The organism is Azospirillum canadense (assembly GCF_025961225.1).
Lineage (GTDB): Bacteria > Pseudomonadota > Alphaproteobacteria > Azospirillales > Azospirillaceae > Azospirillum > Azospirillum canadense.
In genome coordinates, this window is record NZ_JAOQNG010000001.1 from 2,082,392 (window position 1) to 2,102,491 (window position 20,100).

At 69.7% G+C, this 20,100-nt stretch carries 16 protein-coding genes and 1 riboswitch; of the genes, 9 read left to right on the forward strand and 7 right to left on the reverse strand.

Translation table 11 applies throughout. From position 1 onward, the window contains the following. The first annotated feature begins 86 nt into the window (after positions 1 to 86). The 5 genes from M2351_RS09885 to M2351_RS09905 all read left to right on the forward strand — a co-directional run bounded on the left by M2351_RS09885 (position 87) and on the right by M2351_RS09905 (position 4,017). Positions 87 to 458: an EscU/YscU/HrcU family type III secretion system export apparatus switch protein gene (locus M2351_RS09885; protein WP_264655926.1), complete on the forward strand. Its 372-nt coding sequence runs from the start codon at positions 87 to 89 to the stop codon at positions 456 to 458. Then, entirely contained in the window at positions 455 to 835 is a 381-nt protein-coding gene (locus M2351_RS09890; RefSeq protein ID WP_264655927.1) for a hypothetical protein, read from the forward strand. The genes M2351_RS09885 and M2351_RS09890 overlap by 4 nt, the downstream gene beginning before the upstream one ends. Before the next feature lie 3 nt (positions 836 to 838). Continuing rightward, complete coding sequence (locus M2351_RS09895) at positions 839 to 1,162, forward strand: FliO/MopB family protein (protein WP_264655928.1); 324 nt, start codon at positions 839 to 841, stop codon at positions 1,160 to 1,162. Next, positions 1,159 to 1,920: a flagellar type III secretion system pore protein FliP gene (gene fliP, locus M2351_RS09900; protein WP_264655929.1), complete on the forward strand. Its 762-nt coding sequence runs from the start codon at positions 1,159 to 1,161 to the stop codon at positions 1,918 to 1,920. The genes M2351_RS09895 and fliP overlap by 4 nt, the downstream gene beginning before the upstream one ends. A gap of 198 nt (positions 1,921 to 2,118) precedes the next feature. Further along, positions 2,119 to 4,017 (forward strand): potassium transporter Kup, encoded by a 1,899-nt coding sequence (locus tag M2351_RS09905; RefSeq protein WP_264655930.1) that lies wholly within the window; start codon positions 2,119 to 2,121, stop codon positions 4,015 to 4,017. Positions 4,018 to 4,050: 33 nt separating this feature from the next. Here the strand turns inward: M2351_RS09905 and M2351_RS09910 are convergent, their stop codons facing one another. Continuing rightward, positions 4,051 to 7,398, reverse strand: a complete 3,348-nt coding sequence (locus M2351_RS09910) for a maltotransferase domain-containing protein (RefSeq protein ID WP_264655931.1) — start codon at positions 7,396 to 7,398, stop codon at positions 4,051 to 4,053. 187 nt (positions 7,399 to 7,585) lie between these two features. Between M2351_RS09910 and M2351_RS09915 the strand changes: the two genes are divergently transcribed. Together M2351_RS09915 and M2351_RS09920 are read left to right on the forward strand one after the other, a co-directional pair. After that, positions 7,586 to 8,416 carry a polyphosphate kinase 2 family protein gene (locus M2351_RS09915; protein WP_264655932.1) on the forward strand — a complete coding sequence of 277 codons (831 nt, stop codon included), beginning with the start codon at positions 7,586 to 7,588 and terminating at the stop codon, positions 8,414 to 8,416. A gap of 200 nt (positions 8,417 to 8,616) precedes the next feature. Then, complete coding sequence (locus M2351_RS09920; RefSeq protein ID WP_264655933.1) at positions 8,617 to 9,033, forward strand: H-type lectin domain-containing protein; 417 nt, start codon at positions 8,617 to 8,619, stop codon at positions 9,031 to 9,033. Positions 9,034 to 9,245: 212 nt separating this feature from the next. On the opposite strand, the gene M2351_RS09925 is transcribed toward M2351_RS09920, so the two are convergent. The 6 genes from M2351_RS09925 to M2351_RS09950 form a co-directional block, all read right to left on the reverse strand. Next, positions 9,246 to 11,072, reverse strand: coding sequence for a chloride channel protein (locus M2351_RS09925; RefSeq protein ID WP_264655934.1), 1,827 nt, complete (start codon positions 11,070 to 11,072; stop codon positions 9,246 to 9,248). A gap of 62 nt (positions 11,073 to 11,134) precedes the next feature. Next, entirely contained in the window at positions 11,135 to 12,382 is a 1,248-nt protein-coding gene (locus M2351_RS09930) for a hypothetical protein (protein WP_264655935.1), read from the reverse strand. 141 nt (positions 12,383 to 12,523) lie between these two features. Continuing rightward, positions 12,524 to 13,243 carry an ABC transporter ATP-binding protein gene (locus tag M2351_RS09935; protein ID WP_264655936.1) on the reverse strand — a complete coding sequence of 240 codons (720 nt, stop codon included), beginning with the start codon at positions 13,241 to 13,243 and terminating at the stop codon, positions 12,524 to 12,526. Next, positions 13,240 to 14,898: a branched-chain amino acid ABC transporter ATP-binding protein/permease gene (locus tag M2351_RS09940; RefSeq protein ID WP_264655937.1), complete on the reverse strand. Its 1,659-nt coding sequence runs from the start codon at positions 14,896 to 14,898 to the stop codon at positions 13,240 to 13,242. Before M2351_RS09940 ends, M2351_RS09935 begins: the two co-directional genes overlap by 4 nt. Before the next feature lie 64 nt (positions 14,899 to 14,962). Beyond that, on the reverse strand, positions 14,963 to 15,835 hold the full coding sequence (locus tag M2351_RS09945) for a branched-chain amino acid ABC transporter permease (RefSeq protein WP_264655938.1): 873 nt from the start codon (positions 15,833 to 15,835) through the stop codon (positions 14,963 to 14,965). A gap of 13 nt (positions 15,836 to 15,848) precedes the next feature. Continuing rightward, positions 15,849 to 16,976 (reverse strand): ABC transporter substrate-binding protein, encoded by a 1,128-nt coding sequence (locus M2351_RS09950; RefSeq protein ID WP_264655939.1) that lies wholly within the window; start codon positions 16,974 to 16,976, stop codon positions 15,849 to 15,851. Positions 16,977 to 17,034: 58 nt separating this feature from the next. Continuing rightward, a riboswitch (TPP riboswitch) is annotated at positions 17,035 to 17,132 on the reverse strand. Between the two features lie 168 nt (positions 17,133 to 17,300). Here M2351_RS09950 and M2351_RS09955 point away from each other — a divergent pair. Beyond that, a complete protein-coding gene (locus M2351_RS09955) occupies positions 17,301 to 17,705 on the forward strand; it encodes an STAS domain-containing protein (RefSeq protein WP_264655940.1) in 405 nt (134 codons plus the stop codon). A 159-nt stretch (positions 17,706 to 17,864) separates the two neighbouring features. Then, complete coding sequence (locus tag M2351_RS09960; protein WP_264655941.1) at positions 17,865 to 20,057, forward strand: methyl-accepting chemotaxis protein; 2,193 nt, start codon at positions 17,865 to 17,867, stop codon at positions 20,055 to 20,057. Positions 20,058 to 20,100: the final 43 nt, after the last annotated feature.

A 20,100-nucleotide genomic window follows, 5' to 3' on the forward strand; every position in this document is an offset into this window, starting at 1 on the left:
AGGGAACGGCTAATGCGGCTTCACGCTTCGTTAAGCATGTTCCTCCAGGATGCGCGCAACGACTTAGGCCATTCGGCAGGAATCCCTTGTCCGCGCCGTCCTCCAACCACCGCCCTCCCCCACGCCGCCCCGTCGCGGTGGCGCTGAAGTACGAGCCGGGCGCGCAGTCCCTGCCGCGCATCGTCGCCACCGGAAAAGGCCATGTCGCGGACCAGATCCTGGAACTGGCCTTCGCCAACGGCGTGAAGGTGCGCGAGGACGCCGACCTTGTGCAGATCCTGTCGGCGGTGGACATCGACAGCGAGATCCCCATCGAGGCGATCGCCGCGGTGGCCGAGATCCTCGCCTACGTCTACCGCGCCAACGGCACCCTGCCGCCCTCTTCGGAACCGGCCCCGGAATCGACCGACAACGCGAAGGCTCCGGTCGGAGCCTCACCCATCGGGACCGTGCCATGACCGCCGCCCTCCTCCGCGACATCGCCGCCGTCTCCGCGGCCCTGGACGACGCCTGCGCCCAGGCCGAGGCCGGCGCGCCCATCGATCTGGCCGGGCTCGAGTCGCGCGTCGCCGAGCTGTGCGCCGCCGCCGAGGACCACCGCGGAGGCGCGTTGGCCGAGCCGCTGCGGGCGGAGTTCCAGGCGCTGGTCGCGGCGCTCGACGCGCTGGCCGGGGCGCTGGCCCGCCAGCGCGAGACGATGGCCGCCGCCGCCGAGGGCCGGCCGGACCCGCACAGCGCCCGCCAGCGCGCCGCCTCCGCCTATGGTCGCACCGCCACGCCCGCCGCCACGCCCGCCTCTGCGCCCATGCCCCCTTCCGACAAGAAGCCGTCCTGACCCATGGACCTCGATCAGTACATCCGTTTCATCGTCGCCCTGCTGTTCGTCATCGCCCTGATCATGGTGGTGGCCTGGGTGATGCGCCGCGTCGGGTTCGGCGGGCTGGTGTCCACCCCGTCGCGCCAGCGCCGGCTGGGCGTCGTCGAGGTGCTTCCGCTGGACGGCAAGCGCCGGCTGGTGCTGGTGCGCCGCGACGACCAGGAGCATCTGCTGCTGCTGAGCGCCTTCGGCGACACGGTGGTGGACGGCGGTGCGCGCGGTGGGTTCCGCGGGGCACTGTCTGACACGGCCGGACCGGCCCAGGCGACGGAGACCCGGCCATGAGCGGGCCCAAGCGTCTCGCGCTCGCCGGCGCGCTGGCACTTGTCATCGGCGTCGTCGGCGGGCTCGCGGCCAGCCCGGCGCTGGCCCAGAGCATGACCTTCGACTTGGGCGACGCCGGCGGCACCGCGACCGGCCGCATCGTCCAGATGATCGCGCTGATCACCGTGCTGTCGCTGGCGCCGTCGATCCTGATCATGATGACCGCCTTCACGCGCATCGTCATCGTGCTGTCCTTCCTGCGCTCGGCGCTGGGGGTGCAGCAGGTGCCGCCGAACACGGTGATGATGTCGCTGGCGATGTTCCTGACCTTCTTCGTCATGGCCCCGGTGTTCGAGCGCTGCTACACCCAGGGCATCCAGCCGCTGATCAACCAGGACATCGACGAGATGGAGGCGTTCCGCCGGACCGCCGCCCCCCTGCGCGAGTTCATGCTGAAGCACACCGGCGAGAAGGATCTGCGCCTGTTCATGGACATGGCGCGGATTGAGAATGTCCAGGAGGAAAGCCAGACGCCGCTGCAGGTGCTGGTGCCGGCCTTCATGATCTCGGAGATCAAGCGCGCCTTCGAGATCGGGTTCCTGCTGTTCCTGCCATTCCTGATCATCGACATGGTCGTGTCGTCGATCCTGATGTCCATGGGCATGATGATGCTGCCGCCGACCATGGTGGCGATTCCCTTCAAGATCATCTTCTTCGTGCTGGTCGACGGTTGGTACCTGATCGCCGGATCGCTGGCGCGCAGCTTCGGCACGCTGTAGCCCGCATACACAAGAAAGCGCAGATCGTCGCAGGCGCAACAGCGCCGGGACGGGCGGCGCAGCTTGCGCTAGAATTGGTCCCTGGAAGCGCGTATGACGGTTCGACCGGTCGCACGCCGCCGCCCGGCATTGCGCGCTTTGCTTGAGGCTTCTTCGTCCAGAACCGGACCCCCTAACGGACCTCGCCCCCTTCCCCACATGTCAGAAACGACCCTGAAAGCCGCCGCTCCCGATTCGGGCAAGCTGGCCGCGCTCACGCTCGGCGCCCTGGGCGTCGTCTACGGCGACATCGGGACCAGCCCGCTGTACACGCTGCGCGAATGCTTCTCGCCGGAGCACGGGCTGGCGCTCACCCCGGAGAACATCATGGGCATCATGTCCCTGGTGTTCTGGGCGCTGGTGATCATCGTGACCGTGAAGTACGTGCTGTTCGTCATGCGGGCGGACAACAAGGGTGAAGGCGGCATCCTGGCGCTGCTGGCGCTGGCCACCAGCAGCCGCCCGGACGCCAGCGGACGCCTGTCCGGCCTGATGGCCATGGGCCTGTTCGGCGCCGCCCTGTTCTACGGCGACGGCATGATCACCCCCGCGGTGTCCGTGCTGGGCGCCGTGGAAGGGCTGGAGGTCGCGGAGCCGGCGCTGGAATCCATCGTGGTGCCGCTGACCGTCGGCATCCTGATCGCCCTGTTCGCGATCCAGAGCCACGGCACCGACAAGGTCGGCAAGCTGTTCGGCCCGATCATGGTCGTGTGGTTCGTCACGCTGGGCCTCCTGGGCTTGGTCCAGCTGGTCCAGCAGCCGCGGGTGCTGATGGCGCTCAACCCGGCTTACGCGGTGGCCTTCTTCCAGAACAACGGCTGGATCGGCTTCCTGGTGCTGGGCGCGGTCGTGCTGGCCGTGACCGGCGGCGAGGCGCTCTATGCCGACATGGGCCATTTCGGCCGCCACCCGATCAAGGTCGCGTGGCTGACGGTCGTGCTGCCGTCGCTGCTGCTGAACTACCTCGGCCAGTGCGCGCTGCTGCTGAGCGATCCGGAGGCCGTGCGCAGCCCGTTCTATCTGCTGGTGCCGGAATGGGGCCTGTACCCCATGATCCTGCTGTCCACCTGCGCCGCCGTCATCGCCAGCCAGGCGGTGATCTCCGGCGTGTTCTCGCTGACGCGGCAGGCGGTGCAGCTGGGGCTCTGCCCACGGCTGGACATCCGCCACACCTCCAACGAGGAAGGCGGCCAAATCTACATTCCGCGCGCCAACTGGGGCCTGCTGATCGCGATCATCGGCTTGGTGGTGTGGTTCGGCTCCTCCAGCCGGCTGGCCACCGCCTACGGCATCGCCGTGACCGGCGACATGTGCATCACCACCGTCCTGGCGCTGGTCGTGGCCCATCGCCGCTGGGGCTGGAGCGTGCCGGTCTGCGTCACGCTGGGGGCGCTGTTCCTGAGCGTGGAGTTGTCGCTGTTCGCCGCCAACGCGGTGAAGATCCCGCACGGTGGCTGGGTGCCGCTCGCCATCGCCGCCGCCGCGCTGGGCTTGATGTCCACGTGGCGCCGCGGCCGCGCCGTGCTGGCGCACCGGCTGGCCGAGGAATCGCTGCCGCTGGACAGCTTCATCAAGCGTCACGCGAAGTCGGGCGACATTCAGCGGGTGAAGGGCACCGCGGTCTTCATGACCTCCGGCGCCGCCACCGTGCCGATGGCCCTGCTGCACAACCTGAAGCACAACCAGGTCATGCACGAGCGCATCGTCTTCCTGACCGTGCTGGTGGAGGACGTGCCGCGCGTGCCGGCCAAGGACCGCGTCGTCCTGGAAGGGCTGGCCGACGGCTTCTACCGCCTGACCGTGCGCTACGGCTTCTCGCAGGAGCCGAACATTCCCAAGGCGCTGCGTCTGTGCAAGGCCTTCGGGCTGGAGTTCGACGTGATGACGACCTCCTTCTTCCTGGGCCGCGAGACGCTGATCCCACGGATCAACCCGCACATGGCGCTGTGGCGCGAGAAGCTGTTCGTCGTGATGTCCCGCACCGCGGTCAGCGCCACCGACTTCTTCAAGATCCCGCCCAACCGCGTGGTGGAGCTGGGCACCCAGGTGCAGCTGTAGCCTGGGCGCTCCACGACGGACTCGGTTGCGGGGTCACGCTCCGGGCGGCTTGATCCTCCAGATCGCGGCGGGGTTCTGGTTCGGGTCGAGCCAGACGTGCTGGAACTTGCCGATCCAGGTGAAGCGGTGGCCACTGAACAGGTCCTCCACCTGGACGTGGGCGCCGTCGGGCAGGCCCAGCTCCCACAGCGGAACCTCGATGGTGCCACCGTGGCCGTTGTGCGGGTCCAGGTTCACCGCGATCAGGATCACGTTGTCCTTCGCCTCCGTCATCTTGCCGTAGAGCAGGATGTTGTCGTCGAAGGCGTTGTAGAAGCGCAGGTTGGTGAACTGGTGCAGCGCCGGGTTTTCCGCCCGGATCTGGTTCAGCTTCTTGACGTAGCCGACGATGTTGCCGGGCTTGTTCCAGTCCCAGTGCCGGATCTCGTATTTTTCGGAGTGGTTGTACTCCTCCTTGCCCGGGTAGGGATCAGCCTCGCAGACGAAATACGGGGCATAGAGGCCGTAGACACCGGACAGGGTGGACGCCAGCACGGCGCGCATCATGTGCGCGGGCCGCCCGCCATGCACCAGGATCGGCGGCAGGATGTCCGGCGTGTTGGCGAAGAAATTGGGCTGCATGTAGTCCTTGGACTCGCCCTGGGTCAGCTCCGTCAGGTACTCGGTCAGCTCCGGCTTGGTGTTGCGCCAAGTGAAGTAGCTGTAGGACTGGGTGAAGCCCAGCTTGGCCAGCCGCTTCATCAGCTTCGGCCGGGTGAAGGCCTCGGCCAGGAACAGCGCGTCGGGGTAGCGGTCCTGCACCTCGCGGATCATCCATTCCCAGAAGGGGAAGGGCTTGGTGTGCGGGTTGTCGACGCGGAAAATGCGCACCCCCTCCTCGCACCAGAACAGGACGACATCACGCAGCGCGTACCACAGGTCCGGGTAGGCTTCGCGGTAGAAGCTGACGTTGACGATGTCCTGGTACTTCTTCGGCGGGTTCTCGGCGTAGCGGATCGTGCCGTCCGGGCGCCAATAGAACCACTGCGGGTGCTGCTTGATCCAGGGATGGTCGGGGGAGCACTGGACCGCGAAGTCCAGCGCGATCTCGATTCCGTGCCGCCGGGCCTCCTTTACGAGGCGGCGGAAGCCCTCGTGATCGCCGATCATCGGGTCGATCTCGGTGTGGCCGCCCTCGGTCGCGCCGATGGCGTAGGGCACGCCGGGGTCATTCGGGCCGGGGTTCAGCGTGTTGTTGCGCCCCTTGCGGAAGCTGCGGCCGATCGGGTGAATCGGCGGGAAGTACAGCACGTCGAAGCCCATGTCCCGGATGAAGGGCAGCATGTTCGCGACGTCGTCGAAATTGCCCGGTCGCGACGGGTCGGGCGAGGCGGAGCGCGGGAAGATCTCGAACCACGCGGAGTAGCGCGCGGCCGTGCGGTCCACATAGACCTCCAGGTCGCAGCCGTAGCGCGACAGGTACTGCCGCTCCCCATACCGCGCCATGATCCGCCGCGGCTCGTCCGACAGGGCGTAGGCGATCAGGTCCTCGCCCTGGAGCGTGGTCATGCGCTCCACCACCCGCTCCAGCGCGCCCCGGCCCTCGCCGTCAGCAAGGCCGACGGCGTGCTCGACGAAGCGGCGGCCCTCGATCAGCTCCAGGCTGACGTCCATGCCGACGTCGTGCTTCTTCTTGAAGTCGGCGCGCCAGCTCTCCCACACGTCGCGCCAGGCGAGGATGCTGTACTGGTAGCGGCTGTTGCGGGTCAGCGGCACCTTTCCGACCCAGCGGTCGTTCTCGAAGAGGGTCATGGGCACCTCGCGCCACGCCTCCTCGTCCACGGGCCGGTAGATCACGCGGGCGGCCAGCACGAAGGTGCCGTCGGTGTAGATGTCGGCCCAGACCTCCAGCGTGTCGCCGACCACCCGCTTGACCGCAAAGCGCCCGCCCTCGATCTCCGGATAGACGTTCTCGATGGTGACGCGCCGCGCCGCCAGCTCGTCCATCCAGGCGCGCGAGTCCTTGTCGTGCTGCGGCCCCTGCTCGCCCAGATGGTGCAGCTCGATGGGCCGGCGCTGCGCCGGGCGGGCGCGGAACACGCGCATCTCCAGCGGGCGCAGGCGCAGGTCGCGGCCGGGCTCAAAAGGAACGGGCTCGGCGTCCGGGGTCACGTCCTCGAAGTCGGCGAAGGTGCCGCCGGTCTGCGCCAGCACCGGGCCGGGGTCGATGGGGTGCGCCTGCGACTCGTCGGGGTTGACCAGCAGGACGGAGCAGCTGTCCCCCTCCCCATTGGCCCAGCCCTGCGTGCTGCGGACCAGCCCGACCACCGGGTTGTGGGGCGACGTGACGCGGCGCTGCGGCCCCTCGACGTTCAGCGCCGGGGTCTCCGCCTTCATGGCGTTGACCTTGCCGATGAAGCCGGTCAGGTCGAGCTTCGGCGTTTCCCAATCCTCCGGCGTGGTGTGGACCACGTCCAGCTTGCGCGTGAAGCCGTACTCGAACCCCACGGGCATCATCACGCCGGTGGAGAAGGAGGCGGCGAACAGGTAGTGCATCTTCAGCTGGGCGGCCAGCCGCTCCGTGTCCTGGCTGCCGACCTCCGCCGCCAGCCGGTCGGTGTCGTGGCTTTCCGGAAAGGCGATGGAGGGCGCGATCCAGCGGAATTCGTCATACTGGTCGAGCAGCCAATCCGACTTGAAGTCCCACCACTTGGCGCTGTTGAACAGGAAGTCGAAGCCGGCGCCGCACAGGTCGCGCACCTGCTCCACCGTGCAGCCCAGCGTCTCCGCGAAGAACTTGACCTCCGGGTCGACGGCGCGGGAGGAGTCGATCAGCGACTTCCAGACATCGGCCGGGATCTGGTAGGCGGCGTCGCAGCGGAAGCCCTTCACGCCCAGCCCGATGTAATGGCGCAGGTAGTGCGTCCAGTACTCGACCATCCCGGCCCGCGCCTCCGGCTTGTCGTAGTCGAGCATGGCGAGGTCGCCCCACACGGTGACCAGCGACGGGTCGACCGGGTCCACGGCGCGCGGGCTGTACAGTTCGCCGTCGCCGTCGCGCCGGTACCAGTCCGGATGCTCCCCGACCAGCAGCGCGTCCTTGGCCGTGTGGTTGATGACGAGGTCGAGCATCACCGACTGGCCGTGCCGCCGCGCCTCGGCGATGAAGCCGCGCAGCAGCTCGTCCGGGTGTTCCGGCGCACTCCCTTGGAGTCGATCATGCAGCCGGTAATAGTCCTTCACGGCGTAGAGGCTGCCGGAAAAGCCCGGATAGTGGATCGGGTTCAGGAACAGCCAGTCGAATCCCATGCCCTGGATGCGCGGCAGGTGTCCCGCCCAGTCGCGTACCGGGCCGATCAGGGTGGGAAACAGGTTGTAGATGCGCGGTCCAGCGGTGGCCATCCGGGGTTCCTCGTGGTCGGCTGTGGCACGCCCGCCCGGCTTGCCGGTTGACAAGCCGCAAGCCCCCCTATGGGATCGCCCCATATGGGATTGCTCAACGGCGGCAACGGAAGCCCGGCGGTGCGCACGCGCTCAACCCCGGCGAGGCGCGAAGGTTCCGCCATCGGCGGCAGCGGAAGGGACAGGAATGGGAAACGGGAACGGCAAGATCCGCCTCGACAAGCTGGACGTCAAGGCGGCCACCATCGCCAGCAAGGAGGAGTACGAGAAGCGACTCGACAAGCTCCAGAAGGAGCTTCTGCACATCCAGCAGACCTACTGGCACGAAAAGCGCCGCGCCATTGTGGTGTTCGAGGGTTGGGACGCCGCCGGCAAGGGCGGCTGCATCCGCCGCCTGACCGAACCGCTCGACCCCCGCGGCTTCCACGTCTGGCCGATCAGCGCGCCGACGGCCGAGGAGCAGGGCAAGCACTACCTCTACCGCTTCTGGACCAAGCTGCCGGCGCCGGGCACCTTCGCGGTCTTCGACCGCTCCTGGTACGGCCGCGTGCTGGTGGAGCGGGTGGAGGGCTTCGCCGGCAAGGACGACTGGAAGCGCGCCTACGACGAGATCGTCGCCTTCGAGCGGATGCTGACCGACGACGGCGCCCGCATCATCAAGATCTTCATGCACATCACCCAGGACGAGCAGCTCGACCGCTTCCGGGAGCGGCTGACCAACCCCTACAAGCGCTGGAAGCTGACCGAGGAGGACCTGCGCAACCGGGCGAAGTGGGACGACTACACCAAGGCCATCGAGGCGATGTTCGAGAAGACCTCGACCGACACCGCGCCCTGGCACGCCGTCCCCGCCAACTCCAAATGGTACGCGCGCCTGAAGGTGCTGGAGATCGTGACGGAAACCCTGCGCAAGGGCGTCAACGTCGCCCCGCCGCCCATCGACCTGTCCGTCGCCAAGGTCGCGGCGGAGGTGCTGGGCATCCATCTCAGCTTCGGCGTGGACGGGAAGGAGCCGTGAGTTGGGTTGCGCTGCGCTCCACCCAACCTACGGGCCCTGTTGGGAAGCATCGTAGGTCGGGTGGAGCGCAGCGCAACCCGACACCCGCCGCCAAGCCCGCGGGTCAATTGTCCTGAGCGCAGAGGTATAGGGAAAAACCGCAAGGGAACGCGCGATTCGCTCACCATGGGACCGTCACGTCGTCGATGGGAGGGTGAAACATGCGGACTGTTGTTCTGGGAGCCCTTGTTGCCCTTTCCGGCGCCCTGGCCGGGCCGGCCGCGGCCGAGACGTCGCATCCGGTGCCGGCCCCCGCCCTGCACGTCCAGACCGGAATCGCCGGGGGCGTGTACCGGGACGGGACGGGGATCTGGGACATCATGTGGGAGGCCAAGGGCTGCGGCGCGGCGCGCGAGGCCATCTACGCCATCCGGTTCCCGAAGCCCTACGCGGCCGTGCCCGTCGTCACCGCCGCCCTCACCACAGTCGACGTGGCCAATGCGACCAACTGGCGGCTGAAGACCGACGTCTATGACGTCACCAAGGACGGCTTCACCCTCCGCTTTGGCACTTGGTGCGACACCAGTGTCTACAGCGCCAAGGTCCAGTGGACGGCGTTCGGGGTTCCCGCACATTAAAGCGAACTTCGGTTCGCTTTAGATTCACACGTCCTCATCCGCCGGCTCTCAGCGGATGCCTTTGGCATCCGCCTGCCGCCAGCGGGAACTTCGTTCCCGCGAGAGGCCAAGCTTCGGCCGCCAATCTCTGAACAGAAAGCTGGCGGCCGGGACCACGGTCGCGGTCCAAAGCGGATCGCAATCCGCTTTAACCGGCCGGTTCGCCCGCCGCATCAATCACGCCCGTAGAGGCTCCGCTCGCCCAGCTCCTCGCCGCGCTGGCGCTCCAGCTCCTGGCTGTAGCGGCGGAGCGCATAGGCCTCGGTGATGTATCCGGCGATGCGGCGGTCGGTGCGCGCGGTCAGCACCGGCAACGCCTCCACCTCGCAGGCGTGAAAACGCTGGAGCACGCGGCGCACGTCGTCGCCGGGCAGCACGAAGGCCTCCGGGTGCCGGGCCAACTCGCCGACCGGCTGGTGTGCCGCTTCCTCGCCGAGGGAGGGGTCGTGCACCGCGTCCATGTCGATCACCCCGGCATAGGCGCCGCTCGGCTCCACCGCGAAGACCTGCTTGGCCGAGCCCACGGGGTAGAGCCGGCGCAACGCGTCCACGGTTTGGGTGGTCAGCACGGTCTTGGCATCGGCGCGCATCAGCCGCAGGGCGGTCAGCTCCGCCACCCAGCCGATGTCGTAGGCGCCGCGGATCGGCACGCCGCGCAGGTGGAAGCGCCAGGTCGCGAAGGAATAGCCGAAGGCCTGCCGCACGACGGTGGTGGAGACGACCACCCCGATCATGACGCCCGACGCCGCCCAGAAGTCCTGCGTCGCCTCCAGAACCAGAAGCACCATGGTGACCGGCGCGCCGACGATGCCGGCGGCGACCGACCCCATGCCGACCAGCACCAGCAGCATCCGGTCGATGCCGAGCCCCGGGACGTACGCGTCGACGGCGCCATAGAGAACGCCGCCGAACAGCCCGCCCAGCAGGAGCGACGCGCTGAACAGCCCGCCGCGGAAGCCGGAGCCCAGCGACAGGGCCGACGCCACGATCTTGGCGAGGAGCAGGATGGCCATTGCCTGCAGCCCGTCGGTGACGTGCGCCGGGTCCGCGCCGGGGCCGGCGCCCAGCACCTGCGGCACGGCCAGCGCCAGCGCGCCGAGGCAGAGGCCGCCCAGCGCCGGGCGCGCCCACACGGGAACCGGCAGGGCGCGGAATCCGCGTTCCGCCACCGTGACCGCCTGCATGGCGAGGATGCTGACCCACCCCGCAAGAAAGCCCAGCACGCCGCAGCCCACGTAATCCAAGCCCTCGACCGCAACGGGGCGGACGAATTGCAGCGGCATGTCCGCGTCGGTCAGCCCGTTCGCCACCGCCACGGCAGTCACCGCCGCCGCCCCGACCGGGGCCAGCGTCGCGATGGTGTAACCGCCGAGCACCAGCTCGAACGCGTAGAAGGCGCCGGCGAGCGGGGCGTCGTAGGCCGCCGCAATCGCCGCCGCAGCACCACAGCCGACGAGCGTGCGCAGGTCGGCACGGCGCAGGCGAAGCCTCTGCCCCACCACCGAGGCGAGGCCGGAGCCAGCCTGGGTGTAGGCCGCCTCCATCCCGACCGACGCGCCGGAGCCGTTCGACAGCATGGTGGACAGGGTCAGGCGCAGGCTGTCGATCAGCGACATCTTGCCGCCGTACAGCGCGTTCGCCTCGACCGGGTCGACGATCTCGTTGGGCCGCCAGCGCCGCACCAGCTTGACCAGCAGGCCAAGCGCCAGCCCGCCAACCGCGGGCACCAGCGCGATGCGCCAGGGATCGCCCGCCACCGCCTGGCCCAGGTTCATCCCGTCCGGCAAATCGAAGGCCGTCGCCTGCGCCCAGGCCACCGCCTCGTGCAGCAGGGCCACCGCAAACCCGATCACGCCGCCGATCGCGGCGGCCAGCAGAAGGACGGCGAGCGTGCTGTTGCGCAGGCTCTGCCGGGTCAGCGTCGCGGTCGATCGCTCGCTGGTCAGGATGCTGGCGGCGTCGCTCGCCGCCCCACGGATTCCGGTGACGTCGTCGGGCATGCCTTGCATAACCGCGACGGACGGATTTCGCTCCGCCCGCGCGGGTAATGCGCTAGCCCTTATTACGGCTTGGCCTTCTCCGGCGCGGCCGCCTGGGGAGCGGCCGGGGCTCCCGCCTGCGCGGCGGGCGCCGGGGCGGTGGCGATCTTGCGCAGCACCTCCGCGAGGTTGTCGCGGACCTTGTCGGCCAGCGCCTTGTCCGCATCGGCGGACTCGTGGAACAGCACGGTGAACAGGTGCGCCGACGACAGGAAGAAGGTCAGCGAAACGTGGAGGTTGCCCTCCTTCAGCGTGCAGTCCATGGCGCCGGTGCGCAGCGACAGGCCGGGGAACTCCTCCGCGGGATTCAGCGTGGCGGCGTGGGTGCCGTCGCAGCGCTTCTTCATCGCCTCCACATAGGCCTCCGTCAGGTCGGCCAGCTTGGCGTCGTCGCCGACCACCCGCTCCTTGATGCCGCCCATGATCGGGCCGATGCGCCAGGCGAGGTCGGCCGGGCGTTCGTCCTTCGGGATGTTGTCGAGCGCGACCGCCTGCGCGTCGCGCACGCCGGCGGCCCTCAGCAGGTCGGATAGCCCGGCCGGGAGCGCCGGGCCCTTCGGCTTGCCGTCCTTGCCGGTGTTGGACGCGGTGGACATCGGCGGCACGTCGCCCGACTTGTCCACGCAGGTCTTCAGGTCGCCGAGGATCTTCTTGGTGCCCTTCAGCTGGAACACGATGCGGTCGCTGTCGGAGGAGAAGACCAGCTCCTTGCCGCTCATCATCGCGCTGTACAGCTCGTCGTCCTTGCCGTTGGGGACGACCAGCATGTCCGGCTTCGGCGCCACGGCGATGCGCTCGCGCGTCAGCTTGCCGTCAACGGAGACCTTCACCTTCCACTGCTGCCCGCCCGGCAACTCGGCGCCCGGGATCCCGATGCCCAGGTTCACCTCGCCCTTCGGGTTGCGCGCAACCATCAGCGTGTGGCCGGTGTCGAAGCGGCCCTCGATCGCGCAATAGGCGAACTTGCCGTCCTTGTCCTTGGCCGGCCCGCCCTCCCAGCCGTCCTCCAGCACCGACGGGCCGGACTTGGTCGGCGCGGTGCCGGGTGCGGGCGCCTGCCCGGCCGGCGTGGACTGTGCAGCGGGGGCAGCCGGGACCGCCGGCGCTGCGGGAGCGGGCGCCGCGGGCGCTTGGTTGGACGGAAGCGGGTAGTACATGACCGGCGGATCGACCGGCACCAGCTCCGCCACCTGCGGCCCGGCGGCGTGGGCGGCGGTCGCCCCCAGCAGCAGAAGGGCGGAAAGCGCGACGGCGGCGGACGTGTCGGTCATGGTAAAAACTATCCTTGGGGGCCTGCAGGGGGGCGAATCACCGCCGGAAGCTAGCCCTGCACGCCCGGATCGGCAAGCGGAAGAGGAACGCGTCTCCAGAAAGTTCACCCACCCCGGAGCAACCGCCCGAACGCCCGCCCATTACCCACCCAGAAAGGCCTCGCGCAGGGCGTCCTCCGGCAGCTTGTCGGCCGGTCCGTCGTGGACGATGCGCCCCAGCCGCATCAGCACCGCGCGCCCGGTGGCGGCCAGCGCTCGGGCGGCGCTCTGCTCGGCGACCAGAACCGTCGTGCCGGCGGCGGCGATGGACCGCACGGCGCCGAACACCTCGCCCGCCAGCTTCGGCGAGAGGCCGAGCGAGGGCTCGTCCAGCAGGAGAAGGCGCGGCCGCCCCATCAGCGCGCGCCCGACCGCCAGCATCTGCTGCTGTCCGCCGGACAGCCGCCACGCCCGCTCCGCCGCCTTGCCGGCAAGATCGGGGAACAGCGCGAACACCCGCTCCAAGTCGTCGGCGCGGGCGGCGCGGCCCAGCGGGCTCGCGACCTCCAGGTTGTCGCGCACGCTCATGCCAGGGAATACGCGCCGGCCCTCCGGCACATAGCCGAGGCCGCGGCGGACGCGCTTTTCCGGGGCAAGGGTCGTGATCGCCTCCCCGTCCAGCCACAGCCCGCCGCCGCGCAGCGGGACGAGACCGAGGATCGCCTTCAGCAGAGTCGACTTGCCCGCCCCGTTCGCTCCCAGCAGGGCCACCGCCTCCCCCGCGGCGAGCGACAGGGACAGGTTGTTCACCGCCACGGCGCCGCCATAGCCGGCGGTCAAACCCTCGATCCGCAACAGCGGTTCCGGCTCCGGAACGGTCACGGCGCGTCCTCCCCCAGATAGGCGGCAACCACGGCCGCGTCGCCGCGGACGCCCGCGGGCGGGCCGTCGTAGAGGGTGCGCCCCTGGTCCAGGCACAGCACATGGCCAGCCAGCGGCAGAAGGAAGCCCATGTCGTGCTCCACCACCAGCAGCGCCGTGCCCGCGGCGGCGATGGCGCGCAGGTGCCCGGCGAGGTCGGCCTTCTCCGCATCGGTCAGCCCCGCGGCCGGCTCATCGAGCAGCAGCACCGCGGGCTGGCGGGCGAGCGCGCGGGCCAGTTCGACACGCCGGCGCAACGCCGCGGGCAGGTCGGCGCAGGGCCGCTGCGCGAGGTCCGCCGCGCCCAGCCGCTCCAGCGCCCAGAGCGCGTGGGCCTCCGCCTCAGCGACGCTGCGGTCCCGCTCCAGCCGGGCGGCGGCGACCGCCTCCAGCACGGTGGCCCCCTCGGGCAGGCTGACCGCCTGGAAGGTGCGCGCGATCCCAGCCCGCGCGATGCGGTCGGGCCGCTTTCCGGCAAGGTCTTGCCCAGCCACGACGACGCGGCCGGCGTCCGGCCGCTCCAGGCCGGAAATCAGGTTGATGACCGTCGTCTTGCCGGACCCGTTGGGGCCGATCAGCCCGGTGATGGATCCCGCTTCCAGCGTCAGCGCGACGCCGTCGACCGCCCGCACGCCACCGAAGGCCTTCCTCAACCCCTCGACCCGCAGAACGGCGCCTTCTACAGATGCCGCCGCGGAGGGCGCCACCGCCGCCGGAAGCGCCCGCCTGCGCGGCGGAAACAGCCGGTCCAGCAGGCCGGTCAATCCTTCCGGCAGCAAAACGATGGTTGCCAACAGCGCCACGCCGTAGACGATCAGGTAGCTGCGCTCCAGGAAGCGGAACCACTCTGGCAGGTGGACGAGCAGCACGGCGCCCAGCACCGCCCCGGCGACGCGCCCCCGACCGCCGACCACGGCGATCGCCAGGATGGAGACCATGACCGGGAACTCCAGCACCTCCGGCGAGACCACGCGCTGCGTGTGCACGGACAGCGCGCCGGCCGCCCCAGCGTAGACCGCGCTGAGCGCGAAGGCCCCCAGCCGCAGCCGCCCGACGTCGAGCCCCAGCGCGCCCGCCGCCAGCGGGTCGTCCCGCACCAGCGTCAGCGCCCGGCCCCAGCGCCCGCGCGCCAGGCTCCAGGCCAGCGCTCCGCCCAGGGCGACGAAGCCCCAGACCACAGCCGCGAGCGGCAACCCGCGCGGCACCGCCCAGCCGAACAGCACGATCCCCGGCACGCCCGGCAACCCGTTGGCGCCCCCGGTCAGGCCGGGGCAGTTAACCGCCAGCAGCAGGACGACCTGTGCGATGCCCAGCGTCGCCAACGCGAAGTAATGGGACTCCAACCGCAGCACCGGCAGGCCGACCAGCAGCGCCAGTAGGAACGGCACCAGGATGGACAGCGGGAAGGTCGCCGCGAAGGTCCAACCCAGTTGGCTGCCCAGGATGCCCGTGGCGTAGGCCCCAACCCCGAAGAACGCCCCGTGGGCGAGCGACAGGGCGCCACCCAGCCCGAACACGATCTGGAACCCGATGGCCGCCAGCGCGTACACCCCCGCCACCGTCAGCACGCGCAAGCCATAGGGTGACGCGTACAGCAACGCGTACGCCCCCAGCACCGCAAATCCGATTCCCTCCCCCGCCCAGCGGGGGAGGGTAAGGGTGGGGGTCGGTTTCAGCACTCTACGCACGGCGCCGCGCCGCCTCCCCGAACAGCCCTTGCGGCCGGGCCAGCAGGATGACCAGCAGCGCGGCGTAGAGCAGCCCCAGCGCCACGGGGTAGGACAGCACCGACGACACCCCCACCTCGAACAGCGCAATCAGAAGCGCGCCGACCACAGCACCAGGGACCGATCCCCAGCCGCCGATGGTCACTGCGATGTAGGCCTTCAGGATCAGGTCACCGCCCGCCGTCGGCGTGACGAAATAGCGGTTGGCGAGCAGCAGCCCCGCCGCCCCGGCGTAGGCGGTGCCGAGCGCAAAGGTGACCAGGATCATCGCCGTGACCGGCACGCCGCAGGCCCGCGCCATCTCCGGATCCTGCGCGGTGGCGCGCAGCCGCCGGCCGACCTGCGTCCGCGCGAACAGCCATTGCTGCCCGGCGATCAGCAGGCCGGCGACCGCGATGATGGCCAGCGACTGCTCCGCCACCACCAGCCCGCCGAGATCGACCGTCCCTCCGGACAGCAGCGGCGGGGCCGCGCGCGGCTCCGGCCCGAACAGGACGGAGGCTCCGTTCTGCAGGATGATGCCCACGGCAATGGTGCTGATGAAGACCGCCACCGGCGGGCTCCGCCGCAGCGGCAGATAGGCCGCCAGCGCCAGCAGGAGACCGAGCGCCGCCATGATCACCAGCACCACCGGCAGCAGCGCGATCCCGGGCAACGGGATCAGCGGAGCCAGCGCGACCGCCAGCAGCCCGCCGGCCGTGACGAGGTCACCCTGCGCGAAATTCACCGCGGAGGTCGCGTTCAGCACCAGCACGAACCCCAGCGCCACCAGCGCGTAGGCGGCGCCCAGCGCCAGCCCGTTGACGAGGAGCTGCAGGGTGGTCAATCGCCCGCTCTCCTCACTTAACCACGCCAGTGATGTTGTCGTAGCGCTTCACAATGGCCGGCACGCGCGACGCGCCGTCGTAGCAGACGATCACCGCCGAATGGGCCATGTTGCCCTTGCCGTCCGACGTGTAGGTCATGGCGAGCCCCTGGTGGGTGCCGGTGGACAGGGCCTTGCGCACATCCTCGGCCGAGCGGGCGCCGGCTTTGACCGCGTCCAGCACCATGCGCGTGCCGTCATACTGGCCGAGCGCGAAGGCGTCGGGCTCCGCGTTGAAGGCGGCGCGGTAGGCGGCGGTGAAGGCTTCCACCTCCGGGCTGCCGCCAGAGATGGGCGAGGCCGCGGTCTCCGCGCAGACGCCCTTCAGTTCGGCGGGTTCCAGAAGGGCTGCGGTGCTCGGCTGGTGCATGGCGGAACCGGCGACGATCGGGACCGGAATGCCGCTGGCCGCCGCCTGACGGACAAACAGCGCCGTGGGGGCGGAATGCAGGTGCAGGACCAGCACGTCCGGCTTGGCGGCCAGCGCCTTGGTCAAGACCGGCAGAAGGTCCTTCGCGGCGGGGTCCACGCCTTCCTCGAACACCAGCTCGGCCCCCAGCCGCTTGAAGGCCGTCTCCAGGTGCGCCTTGCCGCTCTGTCCGTAGGCCGTGGTCTGGTAGATCAGCGCCGGGCGCTTCTTGCCCAGTTCCTCGACGACGTAGCGGGCGTGCGCCTCCTTGGTCACGGCGTCGCCGGGGAAGAAGCGGAAGACCCAGGGGTTGCTCTGCTCCGTGATGCTGGCGGTGCCCGACACGGTGACGAGCGGCAGCTTGTACTCCGCCGCCAGCGGCAGCATCGCCAGCATCTGCGTGCCCAGCATGCTGGCGACCACCGCGGTCACCGGACCGCCGGCCGCCCGCTCCAACGCCGTCACCGCCGCTTCCGGGGAAGTACCGGTGTCGATCACGGGTGCGTCGGCGGTGATGCCGGCCGGCGGATTCTTCAGCGCCAGCAGCGCCCCGTTGCGCTGGCTGGTGCCCTCCAGCGACAGGAAGCCGGTCAGCGGGACCAGGACCGGCACCGAAACGGACTCCGCCCGCGCGGCCCCGGACGCCGCGCAGAGAAGGGGCACACAGAACAGCAAAGGCAGAATCCGCCGCATGGTCGTCTCCTCATGGCCGGCGGGGAGCGCCGCGCGAGGATGGGAGCCTTGGGGGCGTGCCCTCGAACGGTCGGCTCCCTTCGCTGGCATGACCCAGATCAGGTTCGATGGGTGTTGTCTCAGCCCGCCGCATCGCGGGCACCCCAGCCGTACGCACGCACAGTGTCGCCCCGGCGGCCCACCTGTCAAGAAAGCGCACGGTGTCCGGATTCATGAATCTGAAATCGATCCGCCACGATACCGTTCGCCTTTCCGTGATCCTGTCCGGCCCTCTCACACGGCGGCATACGGCCGTCGCCCAAGGTCGCAGAAGGACACCGGCCGATGCATCCGGCATCGCAAGGCTCCGCCGCAGGACGTTCCGCCGCTCCGCGCGTGGTGCCGTTTCGTACGGTCATCACCCGGTCGGACGCGCGCTGCCTGCACGTCGCCCTCCACGGGCGCATCGACTACGCCACCCTGCCCCGGCTTCGCCCCATGGTCCGCGACCTCGCGGACTCGCAGCACCGGTGTCTGCGCATCGACCTGTCCGGCGTCGATTTCGTGGATTCCTGCGGAATCGGCTTGCTACTGACTTTGCAGACCTTGATCGCGGACCGGGGCGGCAGGGTCGGATTCGAGAACCACACGCCCCGGGTACGGCGCATCCTGAAACGCAGCGGCGTGGCTGCCCTCCTCGCGCCGGCCCTGGGCTGTTCCGAACGCGCGCCGGTGCTCCGCGCGGCCTGAGCGCTGGTGCCGGGATGCGAAGGCCGCGCCGATGCGGCACTTGGTCGCTCGCTTTGGTGCAGAAACAACTCATCTGACATCGGGATAAAAATGTTCGTAGGTTGTATTACCATTAAGGAGAGATAACCAAGCACGGCCGATCGCCGAAAAGGACGCCTGATGCACGCCACCTCAGCCGTTTCGCCCTCCGTGCCGTCCCGGACGGCGGGCTCGGATCGGGAGAGTTTGGATCGCGACCTCTGGCGCATCGACGCGCGGACGGAGGCGATGCTGCGGACGCTGGGCCCCGCGCTCGGCCCCGTTCTCGACACCACCATCGACGCCTTTTACGCCTTCATGGCGAAGCAGCCGGACGTCGCCGCCCTGCTGTCCGATCCGGACCGCACCGCGTCGATCCACCGCGCCCACCGGGCGCAATGGGACGCATTCTTCGCCGCCAACTTCGACGCCGACTACCTGGAGCGCGTGCGCAGGCTGGGCCAAGCCCATCAGAAGGCCGGGCTGGAGCCGAAATTCTACATGGCCGGCTATTCCATGCTGCTGGAGCGCATGGCCGCCCACGTGATCCGCAGCCACCGCTTCGACCGGGACCGGGCGGCGGCCGAGGTGGGGGCGCTGATCCGCGCGGTGCTGATGGAGGCGGAGCTGGCGCTGTCCGTCTACCACCACGCCGCCACCAGCTCCGACATGTCTGCCGAGATGGAGGAGTTCGCAGAGGGCTTCGAACGCGAGCTGGGCGAGGCCTTCGACCTCGTGCGCCACAACGCCGCCAGCATGGAGGGTGCCGCCGACGAGGTGCTGGGGGCGGCCAACAAGGTGGCGAGGGAGGGCGAACACGTCACCGACGCCTCCGAGCAGACGAACATGAACGCGCGCCTGATCGCGCTCGCCGCGCGCGGCCTCTCGGAGTCCTTCAGCGAAATCACCGCGAAGGTGGAGCACGCCACGGATAGCTCCCGCAGCGCCGCCGGGCGCTCGCAGGAGGCGCAGGCCTCCGCCCAGACGCTGGCCGCCGCGTCGGAACGGATCGGCAGCGTCGTCACCCTGATCGAGCGGATCGCCAAGGAAACCCGCCTGCTGGCGCTGAACGCCTCCATCGAGGCGGCGCGCGCCGGCAACGCCGGAAAGGGCTTCGCCGTCGTCGCCAACGAGGTGAAGACGCTGGCCGACCAGACCAACAGTGCCACCGGCGACATCCGCACCCAGATCGAGGCCATGCAGGCTTCCATCTCCCGCACGGTCACCGCCATCGAGGCGGTCGCCGGGCGCGTCACCGCGGTAACGGAGGACATCGCCTCAATCACAGAATCGGTCGGCGAGCAGGCCATCGTCACCCGCGACATCGCGGACAACGCCGACGAGATGGCCACAAGCATGCAGAACGTGCACGAGAGCATCGAGCGCGTGGCGCAGGCGGCCGAACGCTCCACCCGGAAGGCCAGCGAGCTGTGGGAGAACGCCACCGGGCTGGTGCGGCAGATTTTCGGCATCAAGCGGCGCGTCACGGCCAGCCTGCGCGGAACGCGGTTCGGCAACCGCCGCCGGGAGGACCGCGTCGCCGTGGACGTCGCCGCCCGCGTGGAGGTCGACGGCCTGACCTTCGACAGCCGGCTCGACAACATCTCCATGTGCGGCTGTCAGGTGCGCGAGGTGCAGCTGGCCAGCGCCGACGGCTATGCCATCCGCCTGGACATCGAAGCGCTGGGGCGCGCCACCGGAACCATCGTGGCCACCGAGCGCGACATCGCGCACGTCCGCTTCGACCCGCTGCCGCCGGACTTCGCCGCCCGGCTGAGCGCGGCGCTTGCGCGCTGGAACGCCGCGGACCAGGAGCTGGTGGCACTGGCCCAGGAAACCGCCCGGGCGATCGGCGGGCTCTTCGACGAGGCGCTCGACCGCGGCCGGATCGGTTTCGACGCGCTGTTCTCCGCCGAATACACGCTGGTCCAGGGCAGCGACCCGCCCCAATTCACCGCGCCCTTCACCGACCTGTGCGACCGGCTGCTGGCCGACCTCCAGGACCGCGCGATGGCGCAGCATCGGCGGATCGCCTTCTGCGCGGCGGTGGACCGCAACGGTTACCTGCCGACCCACAACCGACGCTATTCGGAACCGCAGCGGCCGGACGATCCGGACTGGAACAACGCGCACTGCCGCAACCGCCGCATGTTCGACGACGCGACCGGCCTCGCCGCCGCCCGCAACCGGCAGCCGGTACTGATCCAGACCTACCGCCGCGACATGGGCGGAGGGATGGTGGTCTCCATGAAGGATGTCGCGGCGCCGATCTATGTGAAAGGCAAGCATTGGGGCGCCTTCCGCATCGGCTGCGAAGACCGGGTGCAGGGATGATTCGACTCTCCGTTGAATTCACCCTATAGTATGCACCGTTTCC

Coding starts and splice junctions, on each gene's coding strand:
- M2351_RS09890 (WP_264655927.1), top strand. CDS start 455: ATGACCGCCGCCCTCCTCCGCGACATCGCCGCCGTCTCCGCGGCCCTG.
- M2351_RS09895 (WP_264655928.1), top strand. CDS start 839: ATGGACCTCGATCAGTACATCCGTTTCATCGTCGCCCTGCTGTTCGTC.
- fliP (WP_264655929.1), top strand. CDS start 1,159: ATGAGCGGGCCCAAGCGTCTCGCGCTCGCCGGCGCGCTGGCACTTGTC.
- M2351_RS09905 (WP_264655930.1), top strand. CDS start 2,119: ATGTCAGAAACGACCCTGAAAGCCGCCGCTCCCGATTCGGGCAAGCTG.
- M2351_RS09910 (WP_264655931.1), bottom strand. CDS start 7,398: ATGGCCACCGCTGGACCGCGCATCTACAACCTGTTTCCCACCCTGATC.
- M2351_RS09915 (WP_264655932.1), top strand. CDS start 7,586: ATGGGAAACGGGAACGGCAAGATCCGCCTCGACAAGCTGGACGTCAAG.
- M2351_RS09920 (WP_264655933.1), top strand. CDS start 8,617: ATGCGGACTGTTGTTCTGGGAGCCCTTGTTGCCCTTTCCGGCGCCCTG.
- M2351_RS09925 (WP_264655934.1), bottom strand. CDS start 11,072: ATGCCCGACGACGTCACCGGAATCCGTGGGGCGGCGAGCGACGCCGCC.
- M2351_RS09930 (WP_264655935.1), bottom strand. CDS start 12,382: ATGACCGACACGTCCGCCGCCGTCGCGCTTTCCGCCCTTCTGCTGCTG.
- M2351_RS09950 (WP_264655939.1), bottom strand. CDS start 16,976: ATGCGGCGGATTCTGCCTTTGCTGTTCTGTGTGCCCCTTCTCTGCGCG.
- M2351_RS09955 (WP_264655940.1), top strand. CDS start 17,301: ATGCATCCGGCATCGCAAGGCTCCGCCGCAGGACGTTCCGCCGCTCCG.
- M2351_RS09960 (WP_264655941.1), top strand. CDS start 17,865: ATGCACGCCACCTCAGCCGTTTCGCCCTCCGTGCCGTCCCGGACGGCG.